We start from the raw sequence: 23722 nt of genomic DNA, 5'->3' as shown, positions 1-23722 counted from the left end.
TGGCACCATGGGCCCCATGAACATCATGCTTTTCCACTCGACGTACGGGCTCAGGCCCGCCGTGCACGCCGCGGCGGCGCGCCTCAGGGACGCCGGCCACGAGGTGCGCGTGCCCGATCTGTTCGAGGGGCACACCTTTGACACGGTGGAAGAGGGCATGGCCTACAAGGACGAGATCGGCAAGGAGGAGCTGCTGAAGCGCGCCGTGCTGGCCGCCGCCCCCTACTCCGACCAGGGGCTCGTCTACGCCGGCTTCTCCCTCGGGGCGGCGACCGCGCAGACCCTGGCGCTCGGCGACGCGAAGGCCCGCGGGCTGCTGCTGTTCCACGGCACCTCGGACCTCGCCGAGAACGCCTCGGTGGACGAGCTCCCCGTGCAGCTGCACGTCGCGGACCCGGACCCCTTCGAGTCCCACGACTGGCTGAACAGCTGGTACCTCCAGATGCAGCGCACCGGCGCGGACGTCGAGGTCTACCGTTACCCCGGGGCCGGGCACCTGTTCACCGATCCCGATCTGCACGACTACGACCAGGCGGCCGCCGAGCAGACCTGGAAGGTCGCGCTCGGCTTCCTCGCCACCCTGTAGAACGCGCGACACCCGGCGCGTCCGGGCGGTCGGCCCGCCCGGTGCGCCGGGTGTCGCGGAAGGCGAAGGCCGTTACGCCTTGAGTGCCTTGTCGATGGCCTTCGTGAACTCGTCGGCCGTCATCGGGGCGTTCTCGCTGCCCTCGGCCGTGATCTTCTTGCCGTCCATCTTCACCGTCGGCGTGCCCTGCACACCGCTCTTGTCGAACGACTTGGACATCTTCATGGCCCAGGCGTCGTACGTGCCGTCCTCGACGTCCTTCTGGAAGTCCTTGTTCCCCTTCAGCGCGTCGACCGAGTCCGCGACCTCGACGAGATAGCTGTCCTTGGCGAACTTGTCGTCGCTCTCCTCGGGGTGGAACTTCGCCGAGTACAGCGCGGCCTTGTACTCCATGAACGCCTCGGGGCTCACGTCCAGCGCCGCGCCGAGCGCGCTCAGGGCGTTCTTGGAGCCCTCGCCGTTGTCGGTGTTGTCGATGAAGGTCGCGCCGACGAACTTGACCTTGTACTTGCCGGCCTCGACGTCCTTCGAGACGGTCTCGCCGACGCCCTGCTCGAACGTGGCGCAGACCGGGCAGCGCGAGTCCTCGTACAGCTCCAGGGTCTTCTTCGCGCCCGCCTCGCCGATCACCACGGTGGTGCCGTCCTCGCCCGAGGTGTTCTTCGGCGCGGTGACGTTCTTCGCGTCGGCGGCCGCCTCCCAGGCGTCCGGCTTGTTCAGCTGCGTCACGCCGTAGCTGATGCCGCCGACCACGGCGAGGGCGGCGACGACCGAGACCGCCACGACGAGCTGCTTGCGGGTCCTGTCCTTCTTGGCCTGGGCCTCGCGTTCGGCGCGCAGCCGCTCGCGGGCCGCTGCCTTGTTCGCCTGGGTGTTGCGCTTGCTCATGATCGTTCTCCGTGAGTACGTATGTGAGGAGTGGGCGGGTGCTGCCGTCGTCGCGTGGCCGTGCCCTCAGGCAGCGGCGTACGTCGCCGGCGGCGGGCCTCTGCGTCCCACACAGTGCACGAGGAAGCGGGCGGTCAGCGGCGGGTGCGGACGCCCGGCGGGCCGGGAGCGGCGGGTCGCGGCCCGGGCGCCCGCGCGCACCACCGCGACCGCGACCAGCAGCGGCCGGAAGGCCAGGAGGGCCGCCGCGCGCACCAGCCCGGCCAGAGCCGCCTCGCCACGCCGCAGCCAGGCCGCGGCGAGCAGGCCGACCGCCACATGGGCGACGAGCAGCAGCCAGGGCACGGCCGGTCCCGGCTGTGCCAGCAGCGCCGCCGCACGGTCGCCCGCACCGGCCACACCGGCCAGCGGGGTGCCCACCGCGCCGACGCCCGCGATCCGGGCCCCGCCCGCGCCGACCTCGCCACCGCCGCACAGGACGTCGAAGCCCACCGCGCGCAGCGTGCCCGCGACCGGGCCGCCCGCGGCCCCGTAACAGAGGTGCTGGCCCGTGGTGAAGAGTGTGTCGGCGGCCAGCTCCAGCGGGACCAGCAGGCCCGCGATCGCCCCGAAGCCGCGCTCCCGGCCGGCCAGCGCGTACGCCACCGTGAAGACCGCGGCGGCGAGCAGCCCCACCGCGGCCAGCGGCAGCGGGACCCCGGAGAGCAGCACATGGGACGCCGTGGACAGGGTGACGACGAGCGCGGTGAAGACCGCCGCACGCGCGACCCTGAGCTGCGTCCCTGAGATGTCCATCGCCGGAAAGTGTGTCATGCGCCGAGATAAGCGGACCTTAAAGGAGGCTGAGAGCCCCGGGTGGTTTCCCGGGGCTCCGGCGCCCTACAGGCCCGGGATCCGGCCGTTGCGGAAGAGGTCCACGAAGATCTGGTGGTCCGCGCGGGCTCTCGCCCCGTAGCTGTGGGCGAAGTCGACCAGCATCGGCGCGAAGCTCTCCTCCTCGCCGGCGATGGCCGCGTCGATCGCCCGCTCGGTGGAGAACGGCACCAGCGAGTGCCCGCTCTCGTCGTCCGCGGCCGCGTGCATCGTGGCCGTCGCCCGGCCCAGATCCGCGACGACCGCCGCGATCTCGTCCGCCTCGTCGATGTCGGACCAGTCCAGGTCGACCGCGTACGGCGAGACCTCGGCGACCAGCTGGCCCGAGCCGTCCAGCTCGGTCCAGCCCAGCCACGGGTCCGCGTGTGCCTGGAGCGCGCGCTGCGAGATCACCGTGCGGTGCCCCTCGTGCTGGAAGTACTCCCGCACGGCGGCGTCCGTGATGTGCCGGGAGACCGCCGGGGTCTGCGCCTGCTTGAGGTAGATCACCACGTCGTTCTCCAGGGCGTCGCTGTTGCCCTCCAGGAGGATGTTGTACGAAGGCAGCCCGGCGGACCCTATGCCGATGCCCCGGCGGCCCACCACGTCCTTGACCCGGTAGGAGTCGGGACGCGTCAGGCTCGACTCGGGGAGCGTCTCCAGATAGCCGTCGAACGCGGCCAGCACCTTGTAGCGCGTCGCTGCGTCCAGGTCGATCGACCCGCCGCCGTCCGCGAACCGGCGCTCGAAGTCCCGGATCACCGTCATCGAGTCCAGCAGCGAGAAACGCGTGCGCGACCGGGCGGCGCGGAGCGCGCCCAGCAGCGGGCCGTCCGCGGTGTCCAGTGTGAACGGCGGCACCTCGTCGTTCTTCGCGCCCGTCGCCAGCGCGTGGATCCGCTCGCGGTAGGCGATGGCGAAGATCGTCACCAGCTCGCTGATCTGCTCGTCGGCCAGCGCCTTCGCGTAACCGATCAGCGCCACGGAGGCGGCGAAGCGCTTCAGGTCCCAGGTGAAGGGGCCCACGTACGCCTCGTCGAAGTCGTTGACGTTGAAGACGAGGCGGCCGTTGGCGTCCATGTAGGTGCCGAAGTTCTCCGCGTGGAGATCGCCGTGGATCCACACCCGGCCGGTGCGCTCGTCCAGGAACGGGCCGCCGTGCCGCTCCCGCTCCAGGTCGCCGTAGAACAGGCAGGCCGTGCCCCGGTAGAAGGCGAAGGCCGAGCCCGCCATCTTGCGGAACTTGACCCGGAAAGCGGCCGGATCGGCGGCCAGCAGCTCCCCGAAGGCGGTGTCGAAAACGGCGAGAATCTGCTCCCCGCGCCGCGCTGCGCCGGTCTGCGTTTCCGACATTTCTTGCTGCCTCCTGCTGTCGCTGGCGTGTCCGGCCGGACCGCGGGTCCGCCCGATCGGGTCCTGACTGAGTGCATGACAAAACGGACAGGTGTCCCGCCCTCTCCAACGCTCGGCGGAAGCCGGGAGTGCCCGTCGTTCGACTCCGTCACGTCGTAGACTTCCACGCTGTCCCCCCGTCCGTCATCGCCCGACTTCCCGGAGGCCCGACGCCGTGACCAAGCCGCCCTTCACGCACCTGCACGTGCACACCCAGTACTCGCTGCTGGACGGTGCGGCGCGGCTCAAGGACATGTTCGAGGCCTGCAACGAGATGGGCATGTCGCACATCGCGATGACCGACCACGGCAACCTCCACGGGGCCTACGACTTCTTCCACTCGGCGACGAAGGCGGGCGTCACGCCGATCATCGGCATCGAGGCGTACGTCGCCCCGGAGTCGCGCAAACACAAGCGCAAGGTGCAGTGGGGACAGCCGCACCAGAAGCGCGACGATGTGTCCGGATCCGGTGGTTACACCCACAAGACGATCTGGGCGTCCAACAAGACCGGACTGCACAACCTCTTCCGGCTCTCCTCCGACGCGTACGCCGAGGGCTGGCTCCAGAAGTGGCCCCGGATGGACAAGGAGACCATCTCCCAGTGGTCGGAGGGCCTCATCGCCTCCACCGGCTGCCCCTCGGGCGAGGTGCAGACCCGGCTGCGGCTCGGCCAGTTCGACGAGGCGGTCCAGGCGGCCTCCGACTACAAGGACATCTTCGGGGCGGACAAGTACTTCCTGGAGCTGATGGACCACGGCATCGAGATCGAGCGCCGGGTCCGCGACGGGCTGCTGGAGATCGGCAAGAAGCTCGACATCCCGCCGCTCGTGACGAACGACTCCCACTACACGTACGCCCACGAGGCCACCGCCCACGACGCCCTGCTCTGCATCCAGACCGGCAAGAACCTCTCGGACCCCGACCGCTTCCGCTTCGACGGCACGGGCTACTACCTCAAGACGACGGACGAGATGTACGCCGTCGACTCCTCCGACGCCTGGCAGCAGGGCTGCGCCAACACGCTTCTGGTCGCCCAGCAGATCGACACCACCGGCATGTTCGAGGCGAAGAACCTCATGCCGAAGTTCGAGATCCCGGACGGCTTCACGGAGATCACCTGGTTCCAGGAGGAGGTCCGGGTCGGCATGGCCCGCCGCTTCCCGAACGGCGTCCCCGACGACCGGCAGAAGCAGGTCGAGTACGAGATGGACATCATCATCCAGATGGGGTTCCCGGGGTACTTCCTGGTCGTCGCCGACTTCATCATGTGGGCCAAGAACAACGGCATCGCGGTGGGCCCCGGCCGTGGTTCCGCCGCCGGATCGATCGTCTCGTACGCGATGGGCATCACCGACCTCGACCCGATCGAGCACGGGCTGATCTTCGAGCGGTTCCTCAACCCCGAGCGCGTCTCCATGCCCGACGTCGACATCGACTTCGACGAGCGCCGGCGCGTCGAGGTGATCCGGTACGTCACCGAGAAGTACGGCGCCGACAAGGTCGCCATGATCGGCACCTACGGCAAGATCAAGGCCAAGAACGCCATCAAGGACTCCGCCCGCGTCCTCGGCTACCCGTACGCGATGGGCGACCGGCTCACCAAGGCCATGCCCGCCGACGTCCTCGGCAAGGGCATCGACCTCAACGGCATCACCGACCCCAAGCACCCGCGCTACAGCGAGGCGGGCGAGATCCGGGGGATGTACGAGAGCGAACCGGACGTCAAGAAGGTCATCGACACCGCCAAGGGCGTCGAGGGCCTGGTCCGGCAGATGGGCGTGCACGCCGCCGGCGTCATCATGTCCAGCGAGCCGATCGTCGACCACGCGCCGCTCTGGACGCGACACACCGACGGCGTCACCATCACGCAGTGGGACTACCCGCAGTGCGAGTCGCTCGGCCTGCTGAAGATGGACTTCCTCGGCCTGCGCAACCTGACGATCATGGACGACGCCATCAAGATGGTGAAGTCCAACAAGGGCGTCGACCTGGAGATGCTCTCCCTCCCGCTGGACGACCCCAAGACGTACGAACTGCTCTGCCGCGGCGACACGCTCGGCGTCTTCCAGTTCGACGGCGGGCCGATGCGCTCCCTGCTGCGCCAGATGCAGCCCGACAACTTCGAGGACATCTCCGCCGTCTCGGCCCTCTACCGGCCGGGCCCGATGGGCATGAACTCGCACACGAACTACGCGGAGCGCAAGAACGGCCGCCAGGAGATCACCCCGATCCACCCGGAGCTGGAGGAGCCCCTCAAGGAGGTCCTCGGCCTCACGTACGGCCTGATCGTCTACCAGGAGCAGGTCCAGAAGGCCGCCCAGATCGTCGCCGGGTACTCACTGGGCGAGGCCGACATCCTGCGCCGCGTGATGGGCAAGAAGAAGCCCGAGGAACTGGCGAAGAACTTCGTCCTCTTCGAGGCGGGCGCCAAGAAGAACGGCTTCTCCGACGCCGCGATCAAGGCGCTGTGGGACGTGCTGGTCCCGTTCGCCGGGTACGCCTTCAACAAGGCGCACTCCTCAGCGTACGGACTGGTCACCTACTGGACCGGCTACCTCAAGGCGAACTACCCCGCCGAGTACATGGCCGCCCTGCTGACCTCGGTCAAGGACGACAAGGACAAGTCCGCGGTCTACCTCAACGAGTGCCGCCGCATGGGCATCAAGGTGCTCCCGCCCAACGTCAACGAGTCGCTGTCCAACTTCGCCGCCCAGGGCGACGACGTGATCCTCTTCGGCCTGACCGCCATCCGCAACGTCGGACAGAACGTCGTCGACTCGATCATCCGGTCCCGCAAGGCGAAGGGGAAGTACAGCAGTTTCCCCGACTTCCTCGACAAGGTCGAGGCGGTCGTCTGCAACAAGCGCACCGTGGAATCGCTCATCAAGGCCGGCGCGTTCGACGAGATGGGTCACACCCGCAAGGGCCTCGTCGCCCACCACGAGCCGATGATCGACAACGTGGTGCAGGTCAAGCGCAAGGAGGCCGAGGGACAGTTCGACCTCTTCGGGGGCGGGGAGGAGGAGAGCGGCGAGCCGGGGTTCGGGCTCGACGTGGAGTTCTCCGACATCGAGTGGGAGAAGGCCTACCTGCTCGCCCAGGAGCGGGAGATGCTCGGCCTGTACGTCTCCGACCACCCGCTGTTCGGCCTGGAGCACGTGCTGTCCGACAAGGCCGACTCCTCGATCTCCCAGCTCATGGGCGGGGACTACGGAGACGGCGCTATCGTCACCGTCGGCGGCATCATCTCCGGCCTCCAGCGCAAGATGACCAAACAGGGCAACGCCTGGGCCATCGCCACCGTGGAGGACCTGGCGGGCTCCATCGAGTGCATGTTCTTCCCCGCCACCTACCAGCTGGTCTCCACCCAGCTCGTCGAGGACACCGTCGTCTTCGTCAAGGGACGCCTCGACAAGCGCGAGGACGTGCCCCGGCTGGTCGCCATGGAGATGCAGGTCCCCGACATCTCCAACGCCGGGACCAACGCGCCCGTCGTCCTCACCATCCCCACCGTGAAGATCACCCCGCCCATGGTCACCCGGCTCGGCGAGGTGCTCAGCCACCACCGGGGCGACACCGAGGTGCGCATCAAGCTCCAGGGCCCCCGCAAGACCACGGTGCTCCGGCTCGACCGGCACCGGGTCAAGGCCGACTCGGCGCTCTTCGGCGACCTGAAGGTGCTGCTCGGCCCGGCCTGCCTGGCCGGCTGAGCGGGCGCCACCGGCGACACGAACGGCAGGAGGGGCGTCCCGCACGTGCGGGACGCCCCTCTCGCTGTCCTCGGTACCAGTCTCTACCGCGAGCGGCCGACGGGTCAGTTGTGGCCGAAGCGCCGCTGGTGCTTGCGCGCCACGTCGGACGGGCTGCCCTGGGCCTGCGCCTGCGGCTGGTTCTGCGACTCGTACGCCGTCGACTTGGCCTGCTCCGCGCTGCGCTCCGACGCGGACGCGCGGTCCTGCTGGCTGCCCTGCTTGCGGTTCTTGTTCTTGGCCATGGTGAATGCCTCCTGTGGGGAATCCTGGGGGGCCAGGACCGTTGTCAGATTCACATGACGCCGCAAACGACGCATGTTGGATCATTACCGTGCGTAGTGGTTTCCGCGGTGGGGTCCGGTTCCGCCGCCTTCGCCCGGTCCTTCCGCGTCTCCGCGGCCTCGCGCTTTCCGCGTCTCCGCGGCCTCGCGCTTTCCGCGTCTCCGCGGCCTCGCGCTTTCCGCGTCTCCGCGGCCTCGCGCGACGCGTCCTTCTTCCCTTCTCACCTTCCCTCCCCTCTTCCTTTCCGGATCCGCCACGCCGATGATCCAGTTCCGGCCGTGAACCCTTGCGCGGTCGGGCAGACTCGAAGGAAACCCTGGGTAAGCGGACCCGGTCATCGAGGAGCGGGCCGCTGAACCGTTCCCGAATTCGGAAGAGGGTGGAACGCGTGGACCGTTGCGTCGTCCTGGTGGACGCCGGCTACTTGCTGGGCGCAGCCGCGAGTCTGCTGGCCGGAGAGCCCGCCCGTTCCCGCATCACCGTCGACCACGCGGCCCTCATCCAGGGGCTGCGCGAGCGCGCCGAGGCCGACACCCAACAGCCCCTGCTGCGCATCTACTGGTTCGACGGCGCCCCCGACCGGGTGCCCCAGCCCGAGCACCGCCGGCTCCGCGTGATGCCCCGTGTGACCGTCCGGCTCGGCGCCCTGACCCGCAGCGACGGACGCTGGGCGCAGAAGGGCGTCGACGCCGCGATGCACGCCGAGCTGACCGAACTGGCCAGGAACCGGGCCTGCTCCGACATTGTCCTGGTGACCGGTGACGGCGATCTGCTGCCCGGCCTGATGTCCGCCAAGGAACACGGCGTCGCCGTCCACCTCTGGGCCGTGCAGGCAGCCGACGGCGACTACAACCAGTCCGAGGACCTCGTCGCCGAGGCCGACGAACGGCGGGTCCTGGACCGGGTCTGGATCACCAAGGCCGTACGCGCCAAGGACCTCGGCGGCAGCTGCGCCCCGCCGCCCGTCCCGCGCCCCGAGATCGCCGCGATCCTCTCCGCACCGCTGCCGGAGGCGGCCCTCGCCGCCTCCGCCGAACGCGCCTCCGAGGCCCAGGCCGCCGCGGCCCGGAGCGGCGCCGCCGCCCCCGCCGAGAACGCCGCCGCTTCGTCGTCCGACACCTCGTCCGCCCCCGGACACAAGACCGTCCCCACCCCCAAGGACCTGGCCGCGCTGCGCGCCCACGCCACCCACCCGGACCGCCAGCACCCGCCCCAGCCCGCGAACGCCACGCTGCGCTGGTCCTCCGACAAGGGCTGGGTGGAGCGCGGCGGGCCACTCGGCGAGCCGGCGGAGACCGCCTCCCTGCCGACCCTCGCCCAGGTCACCAGCGCCGAACAGCGCTGGGCGGACCGGGAGGAGGACATCACCACCGTCGGCGGCGACCCCTTCGAGGTGGGCCAGGTCTTCGCCCGCCGCTGGATGGAGCGCCTGCCGGAAACCGTCCACCTGCAGAAACTCTCCACCATGTACCCGCGCATCCCGCACCGGATCGACGGCGAACTGCTGCGTTACGCGGCCCGCTTCGGGCTCCTCGCCCACAAGGACGACCAGATCGACGAGCACGACCGCTACGCGATCCGGGCCGGCTTCTGGCGGGAGATCGACGTGCGGGCCGCCGCCGAGCACGTACCGGCGGGGGAGTAGCCGTCCCGCACCGTCCCGTGCCGCCCGGCGACGCGGGGTGGCCCCGGACGTGGACCGGGGTCTGTGACCCCGTACCCTCATACCTCGTGAGTACGGGCACTGCACAGGCGCAGAGGGACACCGGCACCGTGTGCGCGGTGCGCGATCTGGTCAAGACCTATTCCGCCGTCCGAGGCCGCCGGGGAACCCCCGCGACGCCCGAGATCCGCGCCACCGACAGCATCAGTCTGGACGTCGAGCGCGGCGAGATCTTCGGACTGCTCGGCCCCAACGGCGCCGGCAAGTCCACCCTGGTCCGCCAGCTCACCGGGCTGATGCGGCCCGACTCCGGCAGCGTCGAGGTGCTGGGCCACGACCTCGTGCGCCACCCCGAGCGGGCCTCCCGGCTGATCGGCTACCTCGGGCAGGAGTCCACCGCCCTCGACGAACTGACCGTCTCGCTCGCCGCCGAGACCACCGGACGGCTGCGCGGTCTCGCCGTTCGGGAGGCGCGCGCCGAGCGCGACGCGGTCCTGGAGGAGCTGGGCCTCACCGCGATCGCCGGACGGCCCCTGAAGAAACTCTCCGGCGGTCAGCGGCGGCTCGCCTGCTTCGCCGCCACCCTGGTCGGCGACCGGCCCGTCCTCGTCCTCGACGAACCGACCACCGGAATGGACCCGGTCGCCCGCCGCGCCGTCTGGGCCGCCGTCGACCGCCGTCGTGCGGAGCGCGGGGCCACCGTCCTGCTGGTCACCCACAACGTGATCGAGGCCGAGACCGTCCTCGACCGGGTCGCCGTCCTCGAACGCGGCCGGGTCATCGCCTGCGACACCCCCGCCGGGCTCAAGGAGCAGGTCGCCGGGGAGGTGCGCGTCGAGCTGGTGTGGCGTGAACGGGCCCCGCTGGACGTCCCCGAGGTGGCGGCCCTGCGGCCGTCCGCCCAGGAGTCCGGGCGGCGCTGGGTGCTGCGGCTCGGGCCGGACGAGGCACGGGCAGCGGTCGCCGCGGTGACGGGCGGCGCGGCCTTCGCCGCGCTCGACGATTTCACCCTGGCCACGCCCAGCCTGGAAGATGTCTATCTCGCGCTCGGGGGAGACGCGGCCAATGCGACCAAGGGGCTGGTCAAGGCGTGAACGGGGTGAGAGGCGTGGGCAGTGTGAACGGGGTGAGCGCGATGCCTGTATGCGGCAGTCTGGACGTGTTGTACGTGTGGGACGTGTGGGACGTTTCTCAGGGGGGCAGCCGCAGGTGACAAGCATCATTCCGGCCAGGACCGCACCGTCCGGCGTCCGGCCCTCGCCCGGCGCCACCGGTACGGGCCCCGCCCGTACCGTCGCCGCGCCCCTCGCGCCGCGCGCCCGGCTGCTGCCGTCGCTGGCCGCCGTCTACCGCGCCCAGCTCTCCCGGGCGCGCGTCGCCCGGATCCCGCTGCTCTTCGTGGCGACCTTCCAGTCCGTCGGGATCATGGTCCTGATGCGGGGCGTCGTCGACGGCGGTGCGGAGGCCCGCGCGGTGGTCGCGGGATCCAGCGTCCTGGTCGTCGCGTTCGTCGCGCTCAACCTGCTCGCCCAGTACTTCGGGCAGCTGCGGGCGGGCGGCGGGCTCGACCACTACGCCACCCTGCCGGTGCCGCCCGCCGCGGTGGTGCTCGGCGCGGCCGGCGCCTATGCCTCGTTCACCGTGCCCGGCACGGTCTTCACGGCGATCACCGGCAGCGTGCTGTTCCAGCTGCCGATGACCCATCTCTGGGTCCTGGCGGCCGTCGTCCCGCTCTCCGGCGCTGCCCTGGCCGGTCTCGGCGCCGCCCTCGGGCTGCTCGCCCCGCGGCCGGAGCTGGCGACCCTGCTGGGCCAGCTGGGGATGTCCGCCGCCCTGCTGCTCGGGGTGCTGCCCGCCGACCGGCTGCCGGAGCCGGTGGGGTGGGCCCGTGACCTGCTGCCCTCGACTTACGGGGTCGAGGCGCTGGCCCGGTCCTTCGACGCCCGCCCGGACTGGGGGCTCATCGCCTTCTTCCTGGCGATCTGTGCGGCGGTGGGGGTTCTCTCGCTGGCCGTGGCGACGTGGGCGTACCGGCGGGCCGCCGTCCGGTAGGCCCGGGTGCGGCATCCGGTGAGGCGCCTCACCGGGTGGCCTGGCACGATGGCACGGTGACCGCACCTCTGACGCCGCCTCACCAGCCCGGCCCCCATGACCCGTGGCAGGCCCCGCCCTCGGGCTCCCACCCAGCACCCTCGGTGGGCGGTCCGGACCACCCGGATACGGCCACGGAGCTCCGTCAGGCCGCCGTCGTCCTCGTTCTGGTCACGCTTGCGGGCATCGCGCTCGGGCTGCTGTGGCTGTGGCTCGCGCCGCGGGTGCCGCTGATCTCCGACGACACGGCCGTCTTCCTCAAGAACAGCGAGGGCGAGGAGGCGATCGGGGCTGACGGAACGTTCGTCCTGCTGGCTCTCGGCTTCGGCGCGCTCTCGGCCGCCGCCGTCTTCTGGCGGTTGCGTCGCGGGGGCGTCCTCGTGGTCGTGGGGCTGGCGCTGGGCGCGCTGCTCGCCTCGCTGGTGGCGTGGCGGGTCGGCATCTGGCTGGGACCGTCGTCCGACGTGGTGGCGCGGGCCCGGGAGGCCGGCCGGGGCGTGACGTTCGACGCGCCGCTGGAGCTGCACTCGGTGGGGGTGGCGGTGCTGGCATGGCCGTTCGCGGCGATGGGGATCCATCTGCTGCTCACGGCGGCGTTCGGGCCGCGGGATGCGGGGCCGGAGTGGCTGGGGTACGGGTCGTACTACGACGGGCCCGTGCAGGGGCCCCTGGCGGGGCCGGGATCCGGGCCCCCGTCGTCGCCCGCCGGTGGCGGTGGGGCGGCCTAGAGCCGCCTGCGGCGGGCTGTTCCCACCCCGCCCCTTCCCGAAACCGGGGCTCCGCCCCGGAGCCCGCTCCTCAATCGCCGGAGGGGCCGGCACGGGGGCGGAGCCCGTGCTCAGGTACCCCGCGCGATCTCCGCGAACACCGCCCCCGTCAGCTCCGCCAGATCCGTCGCCGCCAGTTCGACCTCCAGGCCGCGGCGGCCCGCCGACACGCAGATCGTGGGGTGGGCGCGCGCCGACGCGTCCAGCACCGTGCGCAGGCGCTTGCGCTGGCCCAGGGGGGAGATGCCGCCGCGTACGTAGCCCGTGGTGCGCTCCGCGGCGGCCGGGTCCGCCATCGCGGCGCGTTTGCCGCCGACCGCGGAGGCCAGGGCCTTGAGGTCCAGGGAGCCGCCCACCGGGACCACCGCGACCGTCAGAGCACCGTCCACGTCCGCCACCAGGGTCTTGAAGACCCGGTCGGGGGAGACGCCCAGCGCCTCGGCGGCCTCCTCCCCGTAGGAGGGGGAGGCCGGGTCGTGGTCGTAGGCGTGGACCGTGAAGGAGGTGCCCGCCGCGGTCAGGGCGACCGTGGCCGGGGTGCCGCCCGACTGCCGCTTCTTGGGTTTCTTCGCCACCGGGGCCTGTCCTCGTCAGTTGGGGTGGGTGGGGGCCCTGGTCAGGTCGGTCGCGGGCAGCGAGGGCAGGTACCGGATGACCGCGGTCTCCTTGCGCAGCAGCGTCAGCTCCTCGCGCAGCCGGGTCGCGGTGTCCGGGGCCTGGAGCAGACGCTGCTTGGTGGGGACGTCCAGGACCGTCGCCGCCGCGACCAGATAGGAGATCACGGACGGGTCGTCGGGGAGGTCGGCGCCGGTCGCCAGGGACCGCTCGCTCGCCCCGGCCAGTCGCTTCTGGTAGGCGCGGAAGGCCCGCAGGACACCCTCGGCGAGCGCTCCCGCCTCGTCCCCCTCGTCCTCGCCCGGCGTTTCCTCGGCCAGCTCCTCGACCTCGGCGGTCAGATACGGGCCGCTCGCCTCGACGGAGAGCAGCCGGACCCGGGTGGTGCCGGTGGCCAGGATCTCGAAACTGCCGTCGGCGCGCTCGCGGATCGTCGCCGCGTCGGCGACGCAGCCCACCCGGTGGAAGGTCTGGATCGGGTCGGGGCCGAAGCCCTCCGCCGGGGCGCGCTCGGGGGGAGGGGCGGCCGCGACGGTGTCCGGCATGCCGGTGGCCGTCGGTGCGGTCTCGCGGCCGTCGCGGATCGCGACCACGACGAAGCGGCGAGGCTCGTCCTCGTCGCTCTTCAGCAGTTCCCGCATCATGGCGCGATATCGCTCTTCGAAGACGTTGAGCGGCAGCACCAGGCCGGGGAACAGCACCGCGTTGAGCGGGAAAAGGGGAAGGCGGGCGGTGGTCACAACGCTCAAGCGTAATGGCCCCGGGGGCGGCCGTGGTCGGCCCGGTCGCGCAACGGGGTCAGGGAGGCCGCCTGGAGCCGTGCGCCGTCCCGCGCGTCCAGGAACCGGCCTAGCGCGTCCTCGGACACCGACGACCACGGGAACGACGTCGCGTGGGGGCCGATCAGGTCGAACTGGTGCAGCGCCTCCGCCCAACGCCCCCGGGCGAGCAGGACGTACGCGAGGAGGTTGCGGACCTCGGCCGGCCACGGATCGCCGGGCCGGTAGGCGGCGGAGAGCCTGATCGCCAGGTCGGCCGCCGCGTCGATCCGCTCCTCCAGTACGGAGGTGGTGCGGCCCGTCGCCTGGGTGTCCAGGAGCAGCGCGAAGGCCGCCCGGGCGGGGAGGGCCTGCACCAGGGAGTCGGGCAGCGCGTCCTCGGCGGCCCGCTCGGCGAAGTCGAAGCATTCGCGGTGCGAGCCGTACCAGGCGGCGGAGAGGTAGCGCAGGGCCGCCACGTGGCAGCCGTAGTGGTGCGCGGAGCGCCGTACGGCCTGCTCCCACAGCGCTTCGAAGGCGGTGTGCGTGGCGTGGGTGCCGCGCGCGTGGTCCAGGGCGAGCCGCCACGGCACGGGGTCGCGCGGGTCCGCGTCGGCGGCGGCGGTGATCAGCGGGCCGACCTCGCGGAGCCGTTCCGCGCGGGCGGGCGACTCCCAGGCCCGGCGGACCGACAGCTCCGCCTTGACCAGCAGCGCGTCCGGGTCGCGCGGGGCGGCGGTCAGCCAGTCGACGAGCCAGCCGTCCCGGCCGCGGGCGAAGGCGACGAGCCTGCCGAGGTAGCGGTCCCGGTTCTCCCAGTCGGCGGCGTCACGGGTGGTGGCGAGGAGCTCGGCGGCGGGTTGGTGGTCGCCCAGGGCAGCGGCGACCAGCGCGGGAGAGAGCCGCTCGTCCGGGGCGTCGAGCAGCACCGCTTCATCCGCGGACAGTCCGGCGGACAGCGGAGGGCTGTGCCGGATCATGCGCGCGGTACTGAGCAGAGCGCGAAGGAAGGCCATGGTGCAGACCATTGAAAAGCGCTGGTGAGGGCCGCGCCAGGGGCGTGCTGTGAAGCTTCTGTGCCGAGTGGATGGGTTGTAGCGGGCCGGGTCAAGAAAGGGCAAAGGAAATGTCCGCCGCTGGCTTGATCGCACCCCTCCCGTGACGCTCGCCCCGCCCTTCGGTCACGGGGCGCGGGCGGCCCGGTCCCTGGCCCCGACCGCCCACGACCGCGTGAAGAGCCTTCCGGGGTCAGCCCCTGCGCAGCATCCGGGACGCCCCCGCCGCGACGGTGGTGGCCAGAACCCACCCCACCAGCACCAGACCGGCCGCGGCCCACTGCCAGGCGTCCTCCATCCGCCAGTAGCCGTCCTGCCCGAGGTTGATCACCGGGATCAGCAGATCCAGCGCGTACAGGGCGGGGTTCCACTGCGGATGCTCCTCGCCCTTGATGGAGGGCGGAGCGTGCTGCGCGAACGCCGCCGTGCCCGCCGCCCACAGCACCGCCATCCACACCGCGGCCCGCCCCGGCCGGTAGCCGTACGCCACCGTCCAGTCCTGGAGGTAGCCCCACGCCTTCGCGGCGGGCGGCAGCGTCTCGCGGCGGCGGCGCTGCTTGGCCAGCAACACCTCGCGCGCGTCCGCGTCCTCGCCGCAACTGCGCATCACCGTGGCCAGCCGCTCGTACGGCTCGGGGACGTACTCCGGCGTCGCCGCCTGCACCCACTCCAGCCGCCGGGAGAGCGGGAAGTGGCCGTAGGGGACGAGGTTCTCGTAGACGAAACCGCCCATCGCCAGACCGCCCGGGCCCGGCCAGCTCGTCGACAGATCGATCAGGGTCACCACCTTCGCGCCGTTCAGCACGACCCGGCCCTCCTCCGGGCGCTCCGCGTTGAACCGGAGCTCCGGCGTCACGATCCGGCGCAACGACAGCTCCTCCTGCCGGGTCATGGTGAACCGGGCCTTGTGCAGGTCCACCGCGTCTCCGAACCGCCCGTCGTCCAGCCGCACCCCGCCCCGGCACTCGAAGATCTGCGAGCGGGTGCCGCGCGCCGGCGTCGGGGCGTAGACCACGCCGTACGGGGGAGTGGTGCCCTGGTTCCCCGTGTCGACGCTCACCCACGCCTCGGTCATGTAGAGCGTGCGCTCCACCGTCAGCTGCGGGGCGTTCAGCGCGCGACGGTCCTCCGCGGCGCGCAGCCGGCTGCCGCGCAGGCTCAGCGAACCACCCACCTTCGCCCCGCGCAGACTCAGCTCGCCGAGCGTCTCGATCATCTCGGCCTGGAGGTCCTGGGCGACCGCCATGCCGTCCCCGACGACGGCCCGGCCGTGCCGGTCCGGGCCCACGCTGAGCTGGTTGATCAGCAGATCCGTGCCGATCTGGGCGTCGGTCAGACGGATGCCCCGGTCGACCCGGCAGCGCGGCAGATGCAGATCTCCCTCCGTGCGCAGCCGCGCGGCCTCCAGCCGGGGCAGCGCGCACCCCACCAGCCGCAGGGTCGTGAAGTGGCACTCGGGGAGCGACACCTCCTGCTCGAAGCGGCAGCCGGTCAGCTCCACGTACGGAGCCACCCGGCCGCCCGCCAGGTCCAGCTTTCCGGTGATCCGCACCCCCCGGAGCTTCAGCGCCGCCACCCGGCCGGGCCGGGCCGCCGGGCCGCTCAGCAGCAGCCGCGCCACCGTGCGCGCGCCGACGCTCCGCTCGGGCCCCCAGACCTGCGGGGCGAACGGGTCGTTGTGGGCCGGGTCGTAGCTGCGTAAGTCGTAGGTGGTCCCGTTGCGGAAGGACTGCCACATGCCCAGCTCCGCTGCGCTGAGGCCGTCCGGGATATCGCCTTCGTGCGGCTCGGTCACGGCCGCTCCCTCCGTGCACACATGCTGTGGTGCTGTTCTTCCCTCCGTGTGACGCCGTGAAAGCTAGCGGTCAGCAGTGACAGCCGGACATGGCCGAGACGCGTATCGGCCAGTGATACGGGCGACCGGTATCAGCCAGTGATACGGGCGACCGGCCGCTCCGCGCGGTCTGAGAGAATTGCCGTGTGATCTCTCGAATCGATCTGCGCGGTGACGCCCTCCCCGAGGGCGCCGCCCTGCGCGACCTGCTGCCCCGTGCCGAGTTCGACGTGGAAGCCGCCCTGGAGACGGTGCGGCCCATCTGCGAGGACGTGCGCCATCGTGGCTCCGCGGCAGTGATCGACTGGGGGGAGAAACTGGACGGTGTCCGGATCGCGTCGGTCCGGGTGCCCGCCGACGCCATCTCCCGCGCCCTGGCGGAGCTGGATCCGGCCGTCCGGGCAGCCCTGGAGGAGTCGATCCGCCGCGCCCGCCTCGTCCACCGCGAGCAGCGCCGCACCACGCACACCACCCAGGTCGTCCCCGGCGGCGCCGTCACCGAGAAGTGGGTGCCCGTCGAGCGCGTCGGGCTCTACGTCCCCGGCGGCCGCTCGGTCTACCCCTCCTCCGTCGTGATGAACGTCGTCCCGGCCCAGGAAGCGGGCGTCGAGGGCGTCGCCGTCGCCTCCCCGCCGCAGAAGGACTTCGGCGGGCTGCCGCACCCCACGATCCTCGCCGCCTGCGCCCTGCTCGGCGTCGACGAGGTGTACGCCGCCGGCGGCTCCCAGGCCGTCGCGATGTTCGCGTACGGCACCGAGGACTGCCTCCCGGTCAACCTGGTCACCGGCCCCGGCAACATCTACGTCGCCGCCGCCAAGCGCCTCCTCAAGGGCCGCATCGGCATCGACGCCGAGGCCGGGCCCACCGAGATCGCCATCCTCGCCGACGCCACCGCCGACCCGGCGCACGTGGCCGCCGACCTGATCAGCCAGGCCGAGCACGACCCGATGGCCGCCGCCGTCCTGGTCACCGACTCCGAGGAGCTGGCCGCCGCCACCGAGGCCGAGCTGGCCCCCCAGGTCGCCGCCACCAAGCACATCAAGGACCGCGTCGAGCCCGCCCTCGCCGGCCGCCAGTCCGCCATCGTCCTGGTCTCCTCCATCGAGGACGGCCTCAAGGTCGTCGACGCGTACGGCGCCGAGCACCTGGAGATCCAGACCGCCGACGCCGCCGCCGTCGCCGACCGGGTCCGCAACGCCGGAGCGATCTTCGTCGGCCCCTGGTCGCCGGTCTCGCTCGGCGACTACTGCGCCGGCTCCAACCACGTCCTGCCCACCGGCGGCTGCGCCTGCCACTCCTCGGGCCTGTCCGTGCAGTCCTTCCTGCGCGGCATCCACATCGTCGACTACAGCCGCGACGCGCTCGCCGAGGTCACCCACCACGTCGTGACCCTCGCCGAGGCGGAGGACCTCCCCGCCCACGGCGCCGCCCTCAAGGCACGTTTCGCCGAAGGCGAACTCGACGAACGCAGTGGCTGGAAGGTTCCGCAGCAGTGACGAACGACCCCGCGCCCCGCAACCCCTGGGACGAGCTCCCCATCCGCGACGAACTGCGCGGCCAGTCCCCGTACGGAGCACCGCAGCTCGACGTCCCCGTACGCCTCAACACCAACGAGAACCCATACCCGCTCCCCGAAGCCCTGGTCGACCGGATCGCCGAGCGGGTCCGCGAGGCCGCCCGCGGCCTCAACCGCTACCCCGACCGGGACGCCGTCGAGCTCCGCACCGAGCTGGCCCGCTACCTGTCCCGCACGGCGGGACACCCGGTGAGCAGGGCCAACGTATGGGCCGCCAACGGCTCCAACGAGGTCCTCCAGCAGCTGCTCCAGACCTTCGGCGGGCCCGGCCGCACCGCGATCGGCTTCGAACCCTCGTACTCCATGCACGCCCTGATCTCCCGGGGCACCGGCACCGGCTGGATCTCCGGGCCGCGCAACGAGGACTTCACCGTCGACGTGGACGCCGCCCGCGCCGCCATCGCCGAGCACCGGCCCGAGGTCGTCTTCATCACCTCGCCCAACAACCCCACCGGCACCGCGGTCGACGCGGAGACCGTCCTCGCGCTGTACGACGCAGCCCAGGCCGCCGGCCCCTCGATGGTCGTCGTCGACGAGGCCTACGGGGAGTTCAGCCACCACCCCTCGCTGCTCCCGCTGATCGAGGGCCGCCGCAACCTGGTCCTCTCCCGGACCATGTCCAAGGCGTTCGGCGCGGCCGGGCTCCGCCTGGGCTACCTCGCCGCCGACCCGGCCGTGGTCGACGCGGTCCAGCTGGTACGGCTGCCGTACCACCTCTCCTCCGTCACCCAGGCCACCGCGCTCGCCGCCCTGGAGCACACCGATACGCTGCTGGGATACGTCGCGCAGCTCAAGAGCGAGCGCGACCGGCTGGTGGCCGAGCTGCGCGCCACCGGCTACGAGGTCACCGACTCGGACGCCAACTTCGTCCAGTTCGGCCGCTTCGGCGACAGCCACGCCGTCTGGCAGCAGATCCTCGACCGGGGCGTCCTGGTCCGGGACAACGGCGTACCGGGATGGCTGCGGGTCACCGCGGGAACCCCGGCAGAGAACGACGCGTTCCTCGATGCGGTACGCGAACTGAAGAAGGAGCACGACGCATGAGCCCCCGCGTAGGCCGCGTGGAACGCACCACGAAGGAAACGTCCGTGCTCGTCGAGATCAACCTCGACGGCACCGGCAAGGTCGATGTCGCCACCGGGGTCGGCTTCTACGACCACATGCTCGACCAGCTCGGCCGCCACGGCCTCTTCGACCTCACGGTCAAGACCGAGGGCGACCTGCACATCGACAGCCACCACACCATCGAGGACACCGCCCTCGCACTCGGCGCCGCCTTCAAGCAGGCCCTCGGCGACAAGGTCGGCATCTACCGCTTCGGCAACTGCACCGTCCCGCTGGACGAGTCGCTCGCCCAGGTCACCGTCGATCTCTCCGGCCGCCCCTACCTCGTGCACACCGAGCCCGAGAAGATGGCGCCGATGATCGGCGCGTACGACACGACGATGACCCGGCACATCCTGGAGTCCTTCGTCGCCCAGGCGCAGATCGCCCTGCACGTCCACGTGCCGTACGGGCGCAACGCCCACCACATCGTCGAGTGCCAGTTCAAGGCGCTCGCCCGCGCCCTGCGGTACGCCAGCGAGCACGACCCGCGCGCCGCCGGCATCCTGCCCTCCACGAAGGGCGCCCTGTGACCGGCCTCAACACCATCCTGATCGTCGTCGGCCTCTTCCTGGCCGGCGGCGTCTACTCCTTCGCGAAGCAGGGGATGCCCAAGGGCGTCATCGTGCTGCTGTCGATCGGCTCCGTGATGTGCCTGGTGGCGGGCATCCTGCGGATCCAGGGACTGTGGGACTGAGAGGCACGCTGTGACTGACACACCGACTGGTACATCGACTGCCGCATCGACCGGTAAGTCCTCCGGTAAGAAGAAGGTCGTCGTCTTCGACTACGGCTTCGGCAACGTCCGTTCCGCCGAGCGCGCCCTCGCCCATGTCGGCGCGGACGTCGAGATCACCCGGGACTACGACCGCGCGATGAACGCGGACGGGCTCCTCGTCCCCGGCGTCGGCGCGTTCTCCGCCTGTATGGACGGGCTGAAGAGGGCCCGCGGCGACTGGATCGTCGGCCGCAGGCTCTCCGGCGGCCGCCCCGTCATGGGCATCTGCGTCGGGATGCAGATCCTCTTCGAGCGCGGCATCGAGCACGGCGTGGAGACCGAGGGCCTGGACGAATGGCCCGGCACGGTCGGCCCCCTGAAGGCCGACGTCGTCCCGCACATGGGATGGAACACCGTCGAGGCCCCCGAGGACTCCCGGCTCTTCGCGGGCCTGGACGCCGAAGCGCGGTACTACTTCGTGCACTCCTACGCGGCGCACGACTGGTCCCTCGAAGTGACCAACGCCAAGATCCGTGCCCCCAAGGTCACCTGGGCCACGCACGGCGAACGGTTCGTGGCCGCCGTGGAGAACGGTGCGCTGTGGGCCACCCAGTTCCACCCCGAGAAGTCCGGCGACGCCGGCGCCCAGCTGCTGACCAACTGGATCGAGACGCTGTAATGCCGAAGCTTGAACTGCTCCCCGCCGTCGACGTCCGCGACGGCCAGGCCGTCCGCCTCGTGCACGGCGAGTCCGGCTCCGAGACCTCCTACGGCTCCCCGCTGGAGGCCGCCCTCGCCTGGCAGCGCGCCGGCGCCGAGTGGCTGCACCTCGTCGACCTGGACGCCGCCTTCGGCACCGGCGACAACCGCGCCCTGATCGCCGAGGTCGCCGGGGCCATGGACATCAAGGTCGAGCTGTCCGGCGGCATCCGCGACGACGCCTCGCTCGCCGCCGCCCTCGCCACCGGCTGCCGCCGGGTCAACCTCGGCACCGCCGCCCTGGAGACCCCGGAGTGGGTCGCCAAGGTCATCGCCGAGCACGGCGACAAGATCGCCGTCGGCCTCGACGTCCGCGGCACCACCCTGCGCGGCCGGGGCTGGACCCGCGACGGCGGCGACCTCTACGAGACCCTCGCCCGCCTCGACGCCGAGGGCTGCGCCCGCTACGTCGTCACCGACATCGCCAAGGACGGCACCCTGGAGGGGCCCAACCTGGGCCTGCTGCGGGACGTCTGCGCCGCCACCGACCGCCCGGTCGTCGCCTCCGGCGGGGTCTCCTCGCTCGACGACCTCCGCGCGATCTCCCTCCTCGTCCCCGAAGGCGTCGAGGGTGCGATCGTCGGCAAGGCGCTGTACGCGAAGGCGTTCACGCTGGAAGAGGCCCTCAAGGCGGTCGCCGCATGACCGAGTCTCCTGAGTCCACCGAAGCTTCCTCCGTACGCCGGATCTCCACCGGCGCGCCCTGGGAGGAGAGGTTCGGCTACTCGCGCGCCGTCGAGCTCCCCAACGGGCTCGTCCTGGTCGCCGGCTGCACCTCCGTGGTCAACGGCCAGATCGCCGCAGGCTCCCCGTACGAGCAGGCCATCACCTCCTTCGACGTCGCGTTCGCGGCGCTGGAACAGGTGGGCCTCACCCGCGAGGACGTCGTCCGCACCCGGATGTACCTCACGCACGCCCGGGACGTGGAGGACATCGGCCGCGCCCACAAGGAGCTGTTCGACGCCGTGCGCCCCGCCGCCTCCATGATCATCGTTTCCGGTTTCGTGGACCCGAGCCTGGTCGTCGAGGTCGAGGTCGAGGCCTACCGGGGAGGCGCCAAGTGAGCCTCGCCGTACGGGTCATCCCCTGCCTGGACGTCGACGACGGCCGGGTCGTCAAGGGCGTCAACTTCCAGAACCTGCGCGACGCGGGCGACCCCGTCGAGATGGCCAAGCTGTACGACGCCGAGGGCGCCGACGAGCTGACCTTCCTCGACATCACCGCCTCCAGCGGTGACCGCGAGACGACGTACGACGTGGTCCGCCGCACCGCCGAGCAGGTCTTCATCCCGCTCACCGTCGGCGGCGGCGTCCGTACGCCGGACGACGTCGACAAGCTGCTGCGCGCCGGGGCCGACAAGGTCGGCGTCAACACCGCCGCCATCGCCCGCCCCGACCTCGTCCGCGAGATCGCCGAACGGTTCGGACGCCAGGTCCTGGTGCTCTCCGTCGACGCCCGCCGCACCCCGGAGGGCACGTTCGAGGTCACCACGCACGGCGGCCGCAAGGGCACCGGCATCGACGCCGTCGAGTGGGCCCACCGGGCCGCCGAGCTGGGCGCGGGCGAGATCCTCCTCAACTCGATGGACGCCGACGGCACGAAGGACGGCTACGACGTCGCGATGATCGAGGCGGTGCGGAAGCACGTCACCGTCCCCGTCATCGCCTCCGGCGGCGCGGGCCGGCTCGCCGACTTCGCCCCGGCGATCGAGGCGGGGGCCGACGCGGTGCTCGCCGCGTCCGTCTTCCACTTCGGTGACCTGCGGATCTCCGAGGTCAAGGGCGCCCTGCGGGAGGCGGGCCACCCGGTCCGCTGAGCACGTGACGAGAAACGGCGGTGTCACCGGCGCATCCCGAGGCCGGTGATACCGCCGATGCGTGTGCACGGGACGGGGCGTGAGAGTGGCGCACGCCGACGGACGACGTCGGCGGCCACGCGGCGCACCCCGAGCCTCCGGACGACGGGCTTCACGGGCCTCGCGTGGTGTGGTTCCGCCACCACCGAGAGGATCCCCCTCGTGCAGCAGCACCTCCTCCCCTCGCACCAGCTCCCCCCGCGCCCGAGCCGCCCCCGTACCCTCGCGGGTCTGCTGACCGCCGCCGCGGCCACCGCCGGTCTCCTGATGACGGCCCTGGTCCCGGGCGCCCAGGCCGCCGACAACCCCTACGAGCGCGGCCCGGCCCCCACCAACGCCTCCATCGAGGCGAGCCGCGGCTCCTACGCCACCTCGCAGACCTCCGTCTCCTCGCTCGCCGTGAGCGGGTTCGGCGGCGGCACCATCTATTACCCGACCTCCACCGCCGACGGCACGTTCGGCGCGGTCGTCATCTCGCCCGGCTTCACCGCCTACGAGTCCTCCATCGCCTGGCTCGGACCGCGCCTGGCGTCCCAGGGCTTCGTGGTCTTCACCATCGACACCAACACCACGCTCGACCAGCCCGACAGCCGGGGCCGCCAACTCCTCGCCGCTCTGGACTACCTGACCCAGCGCAGCTCGGTGCGGGCCCGCGTCGACGGCTCCCGGCTCGGGGTGATGGGCCACTCGATGGGGGGCGGCGGCAGCCTGGAGGCGGCCAAAAGTCGCACCTCGCTGAAGGCGGCGATCCCGCTGACCGGCTGGAACACCGACAAGACCTGGCCCGAACTGCGTACGCCGACCCTCGTGGTGGGTGCGGACGGTGACTCGGTCGCCCCTGTCGCCACGCACTCCGAGCCGTTCTACGAGTCGCTGCCCGGCTCCCTGGACAAGGCGTACCTGGAGCTGCGCGGCGCCTCGCACTTCACGCCGAACACCTCCAACACGACGATCGCGAAATACAGCGTTTCCTGGCTGAAGCGATTCATCGACGACGACACCCGCTACGAGCAGTTCCTCTGCCCGCTCCCGCGGCCGAGCCTGACCATCGCGGAGTACCGGGGCAACTGCCCGCACACCGCGTGATCCCGGCGTCCTCCAACCCTGCCGCGCTGTGCTCCGGCACAGCGCGGCAGGGCTCCGGCTGGGAGCGCGCACCGCACCGGGCCGTCC

At 71.7% G+C, this 23722-nt stretch carries 23 protein-coding genes; 15 read left to right on the top strand and 8 right to left on the bottom strand.

Translation table 11 applies throughout. The features are described from left to right. Positions 1 to 7: 7 nt before the first annotated feature. Complete coding sequence (locus tag ACH4RG_RS12295) at positions 8 to 586, top strand: dienelactone hydrolase family protein (protein ID WP_397916375.1); 579 nt, start codon at positions 8 to 10, stop codon at positions 584 to 586. Between the two features lie 72 nt (positions 587 to 658). Here ACH4RG_RS12295 and ACH4RG_RS12290 read toward each other — a convergent pair whose 3' ends face one another. From ACH4RG_RS12290 to ACH4RG_RS12280, 3 genes are all read right to left on the bottom strand, one after another. Further along, entirely contained in the window at positions 659 to 1474 is an 816-nt protein-coding gene (locus ACH4RG_RS12290; RefSeq protein WP_398539470.1) for a DsbA family protein, read from the bottom strand. A gap of 66 nt (positions 1475 to 1540) precedes the next feature. Beyond that, positions 1541 to 2269, bottom strand: a complete 729-nt coding sequence (locus tag ACH4RG_RS12285) for a hypothetical protein (protein WP_397916373.1) — start codon at positions 2267 to 2269, stop codon at positions 1541 to 1543. An 84-nt stretch (positions 2270 to 2353) separates the two neighbouring features. Next, complete coding sequence (locus ACH4RG_RS12280; protein WP_398539469.1) at positions 2354 to 3679, bottom strand: DUF2252 domain-containing protein; 1326 nt, start codon at positions 3677 to 3679, stop codon at positions 2354 to 2356. A gap of 214 nt (positions 3680 to 3893) precedes the next feature. Here ACH4RG_RS12280 and dnaE point away from each other — a divergent pair, with 214 nt between their 5' ends. After that, on the top strand, positions 3894 to 7430 hold the full coding sequence (dnaE, locus tag ACH4RG_RS12275; protein ID WP_069757080.1) for a DNA polymerase III subunit alpha: 3537 nt from the start codon (positions 3894 to 3896) through the stop codon (positions 7428 to 7430). 104 nt (positions 7431 to 7534) lie between these two features. Here the strand turns inward: dnaE and ACH4RG_RS12270 are convergent, their stop codons facing one another. After that, entirely contained in the window at positions 7535 to 7714 is a 180-nt protein-coding gene (locus ACH4RG_RS12270; protein ID WP_397916371.1) for a hypothetical protein, read from the bottom strand. Positions 7715 to 8133: 419 nt separating this feature from the next. On the opposite strand from ACH4RG_RS12270, the gene ACH4RG_RS12265 reads away from it, so the two are divergent. The 4 genes from ACH4RG_RS12265 (at position 8134) to ACH4RG_RS12250 (ending at position 12236) form a co-directional block, all read left to right on the top strand. Beyond that, positions 8134 to 9399: an NYN domain-containing protein gene (locus ACH4RG_RS12265; protein WP_397916370.1), complete on the top strand. Its 1266-nt coding sequence runs from the start codon at positions 8134 to 8136 to the stop codon at positions 9397 to 9399. A 128-nt stretch (positions 9400 to 9527) separates the two neighbouring features. Continuing rightward, on the top strand, positions 9528 to 10511 hold the full coding sequence (locus tag ACH4RG_RS12260; RefSeq protein ID WP_397917207.1) for an ABC transporter ATP-binding protein: 984 nt from the start codon (positions 9528 to 9530) through the stop codon (positions 10509 to 10511). Between the two features lie 115 nt (positions 10512 to 10626). Next, a complete protein-coding gene (locus tag ACH4RG_RS12255; RefSeq protein ID WP_398160963.1) occupies positions 10627 to 11469 on the top strand; it encodes an ABC transporter permease in 843 nt (280 codons plus the stop codon). Between the two features lie 35 nt (positions 11470 to 11504). Beyond that, positions 11505 to 12236: an ABC transporter permease gene (locus tag ACH4RG_RS12250; protein ID WP_398539468.1), complete on the top strand. Its 732-nt coding sequence runs from the start codon at positions 11505 to 11507 to the stop codon at positions 12234 to 12236. Between the two features lie 110 nt (positions 12237 to 12346). Here the strand turns inward: ACH4RG_RS12250 and ybaK are convergent, their stop codons facing one another. The 4 genes from ybaK to ACH4RG_RS12230 form a co-directional block, all read right to left on the bottom strand. Beyond that, on the bottom strand, positions 12347 to 12850 hold the full coding sequence (gene ybaK, locus ACH4RG_RS12245; RefSeq protein WP_397929991.1) for a Cys-tRNA(Pro) deacylase: 504 nt from the start codon (positions 12848 to 12850) through the stop codon (positions 12347 to 12349). 15 nt (positions 12851 to 12865) lie between these two features. After that, complete coding sequence (locus ACH4RG_RS12240; RefSeq protein WP_397916366.1) at positions 12866 to 13630, bottom strand: LON peptidase substrate-binding domain-containing protein; 765 nt, start codon at positions 13628 to 13630, stop codon at positions 12866 to 12868. A gap of 5 nt (positions 13631 to 13635) precedes the next feature. Further along, a complete protein-coding gene (locus ACH4RG_RS12235; protein ID WP_397916365.1) occupies positions 13636 to 14676 on the bottom strand; it encodes a hypothetical protein in 1041 nt (346 codons plus the stop codon). A 220-nt stretch (positions 14677 to 14896) separates the two neighbouring features. Then, complete coding sequence (locus ACH4RG_RS12230) at positions 14897 to 16498, bottom strand: oxidoreductase (protein WP_397916364.1); 1602 nt, start codon at positions 16496 to 16498, stop codon at positions 14897 to 14899. Between the two features lie 185 nt (positions 16499 to 16683). On the opposite strand from ACH4RG_RS12230, the gene hisD reads away from it, so the two are divergent. The 9 genes from hisD (at position 16684) to ACH4RG_RS12185 (ending at position 23635) form a co-directional block, all read left to right on the top strand. Further along, positions 16684 to 18033 (top strand): histidinol dehydrogenase, encoded by a 1350-nt coding sequence (gene hisD / locus ACH4RG_RS12225; protein WP_397916363.1) that lies wholly within the window; start codon positions 16684 to 16686, stop codon positions 18031 to 18033. Beyond that, positions 18030 to 19157 carry a histidinol-phosphate transaminase gene (locus tag ACH4RG_RS12220; protein WP_397929999.1) on the top strand — a complete coding sequence of 376 codons (1128 nt, stop codon included), beginning with the start codon at positions 18030 to 18032 and terminating at the stop codon, positions 19155 to 19157. Before hisD ends, ACH4RG_RS12220 begins: the two co-directional genes overlap by 4 nt. Next, positions 19154 to 19750, top strand: coding sequence for an imidazoleglycerol-phosphate dehydratase HisB (gene hisB, locus ACH4RG_RS12215; protein WP_030583332.1), 597 nt, complete (start codon positions 19154 to 19156; stop codon positions 19748 to 19750). Before ACH4RG_RS12220 ends, hisB begins: the two co-directional genes overlap by 4 nt. After that, entirely contained in the window at positions 19747 to 19914 is a 168-nt protein-coding gene (locus ACH4RG_RS12210) for a hypothetical protein (RefSeq protein WP_003969742.1), read from the top strand. The genes hisB and ACH4RG_RS12210 overlap by 4 nt, the downstream gene beginning before the upstream one ends. 10 nt (positions 19915 to 19924) lie before the next feature. Continuing rightward, entirely contained in the window at positions 19925 to 20614 is a 690-nt protein-coding gene (hisH, locus tag ACH4RG_RS12205; RefSeq protein ID WP_397930001.1) for an imidazole glycerol phosphate synthase subunit HisH, read from the top strand. After that, positions 20614 to 21339: a bifunctional 1-(5-phosphoribosyl)-5-((5-phosphoribosylamino)methylideneamino)imidazole-4-carboxamide isomerase/phosphoribosylanthranilate isomerase PriA gene (gene priA, locus ACH4RG_RS12200; protein WP_018957513.1), complete on the top strand. Its 726-nt coding sequence runs from the start codon at positions 20614 to 20616 to the stop codon at positions 21337 to 21339. Before hisH ends, priA begins: the two co-directional genes overlap by 1 nt. Beyond that, complete coding sequence (locus ACH4RG_RS12195) at positions 21336 to 21758, top strand: RidA family protein (protein WP_398539467.1); 423 nt, start codon at positions 21336 to 21338, stop codon at positions 21756 to 21758. The genes priA and ACH4RG_RS12195 overlap by 4 nt, the downstream gene beginning before the upstream one ends. Continuing rightward, positions 21755 to 22510 (top strand): imidazole glycerol phosphate synthase subunit HisF, encoded by a 756-nt coding sequence (gene hisF / locus ACH4RG_RS12190; protein ID WP_397916358.1) that lies wholly within the window; start codon positions 21755 to 21757, stop codon positions 22508 to 22510. Before ACH4RG_RS12195 ends, hisF begins: the two co-directional genes overlap by 4 nt. Before the next feature lie 201 nt (positions 22511 to 22711). Continuing rightward, complete coding sequence (locus ACH4RG_RS12185; RefSeq protein ID WP_397916357.1) at positions 22712 to 23635, top strand: alpha/beta hydrolase; 924 nt, start codon at positions 22712 to 22714, stop codon at positions 23633 to 23635. Positions 23636 to 23722 lie beyond the last annotated feature (87 nt).

This window comes from Streptomyces sp. NPDC021019, assembly GCF_044333295.1.
Lineage (GTDB): Bacteria > Actinomycetota > Actinomycetes > Streptomycetales > Streptomycetaceae > Streptomyces.
Note: the sequence above shows the minus strand (reverse complement) of the source record. Positions and strands in the feature narration are given on the sequence as shown.

Coding starts and splice junctions, on each gene's coding strand:
- ACH4RG_RS12280 (WP_398539469.1), bottom strand. CDS start 3,679: ATGTCGGAAACGCAGACCGGCGCAGCGCGGCGCGGGGAGCAGATTCTC.
- hisB (WP_030583332.1), top strand. CDS start 19,154: ATGAGCCCCCGCGTAGGCCGCGTGGAACGCACCACGAAGGAAACGTCC.
- priA (WP_018957513.1), top strand. CDS start 20,614: ATGCCGAAGCTTGAACTGCTCCCCGCCGTCGACGTCCGCGACGGCCAG.
- ACH4RG_RS12270 (WP_397916371.1), bottom strand. CDS start 7,714: ATGGCCAAGAACAAGAACCGCAAGCAGGGCAGCCAGCAGGACCGCGCG.
- ACH4RG_RS12290 (WP_398539470.1), bottom strand. CDS start 1,474: ATGAGCAAGCGCAACACCCAGGCGAACAAGGCAGCGGCCCGCGAGCGG.
- ACH4RG_RS12285 (WP_397916373.1), bottom strand. CDS start 2,269: ATGGACATCTCAGGGACGCAGCTCAGGGTCGCGCGTGCGGCGGTCTTC.
- ACH4RG_RS12195 (WP_398539467.1), top strand. CDS start 21,336: ATGACCGAGTCTCCTGAGTCCACCGAAGCTTCCTCCGTACGCCGGATC.
- ACH4RG_RS12235 (WP_397916365.1), bottom strand. CDS start 14,676: ATGGTCTGCACCATGGCCTTCCTTCGCGCTCTGCTCAGTACCGCGCGC.
- ACH4RG_RS12295 (WP_397916375.1), top strand. CDS start 8: ATGGGCCCCATGAACATCATGCTTTTCCACTCGACGTACGGGCTCAGG.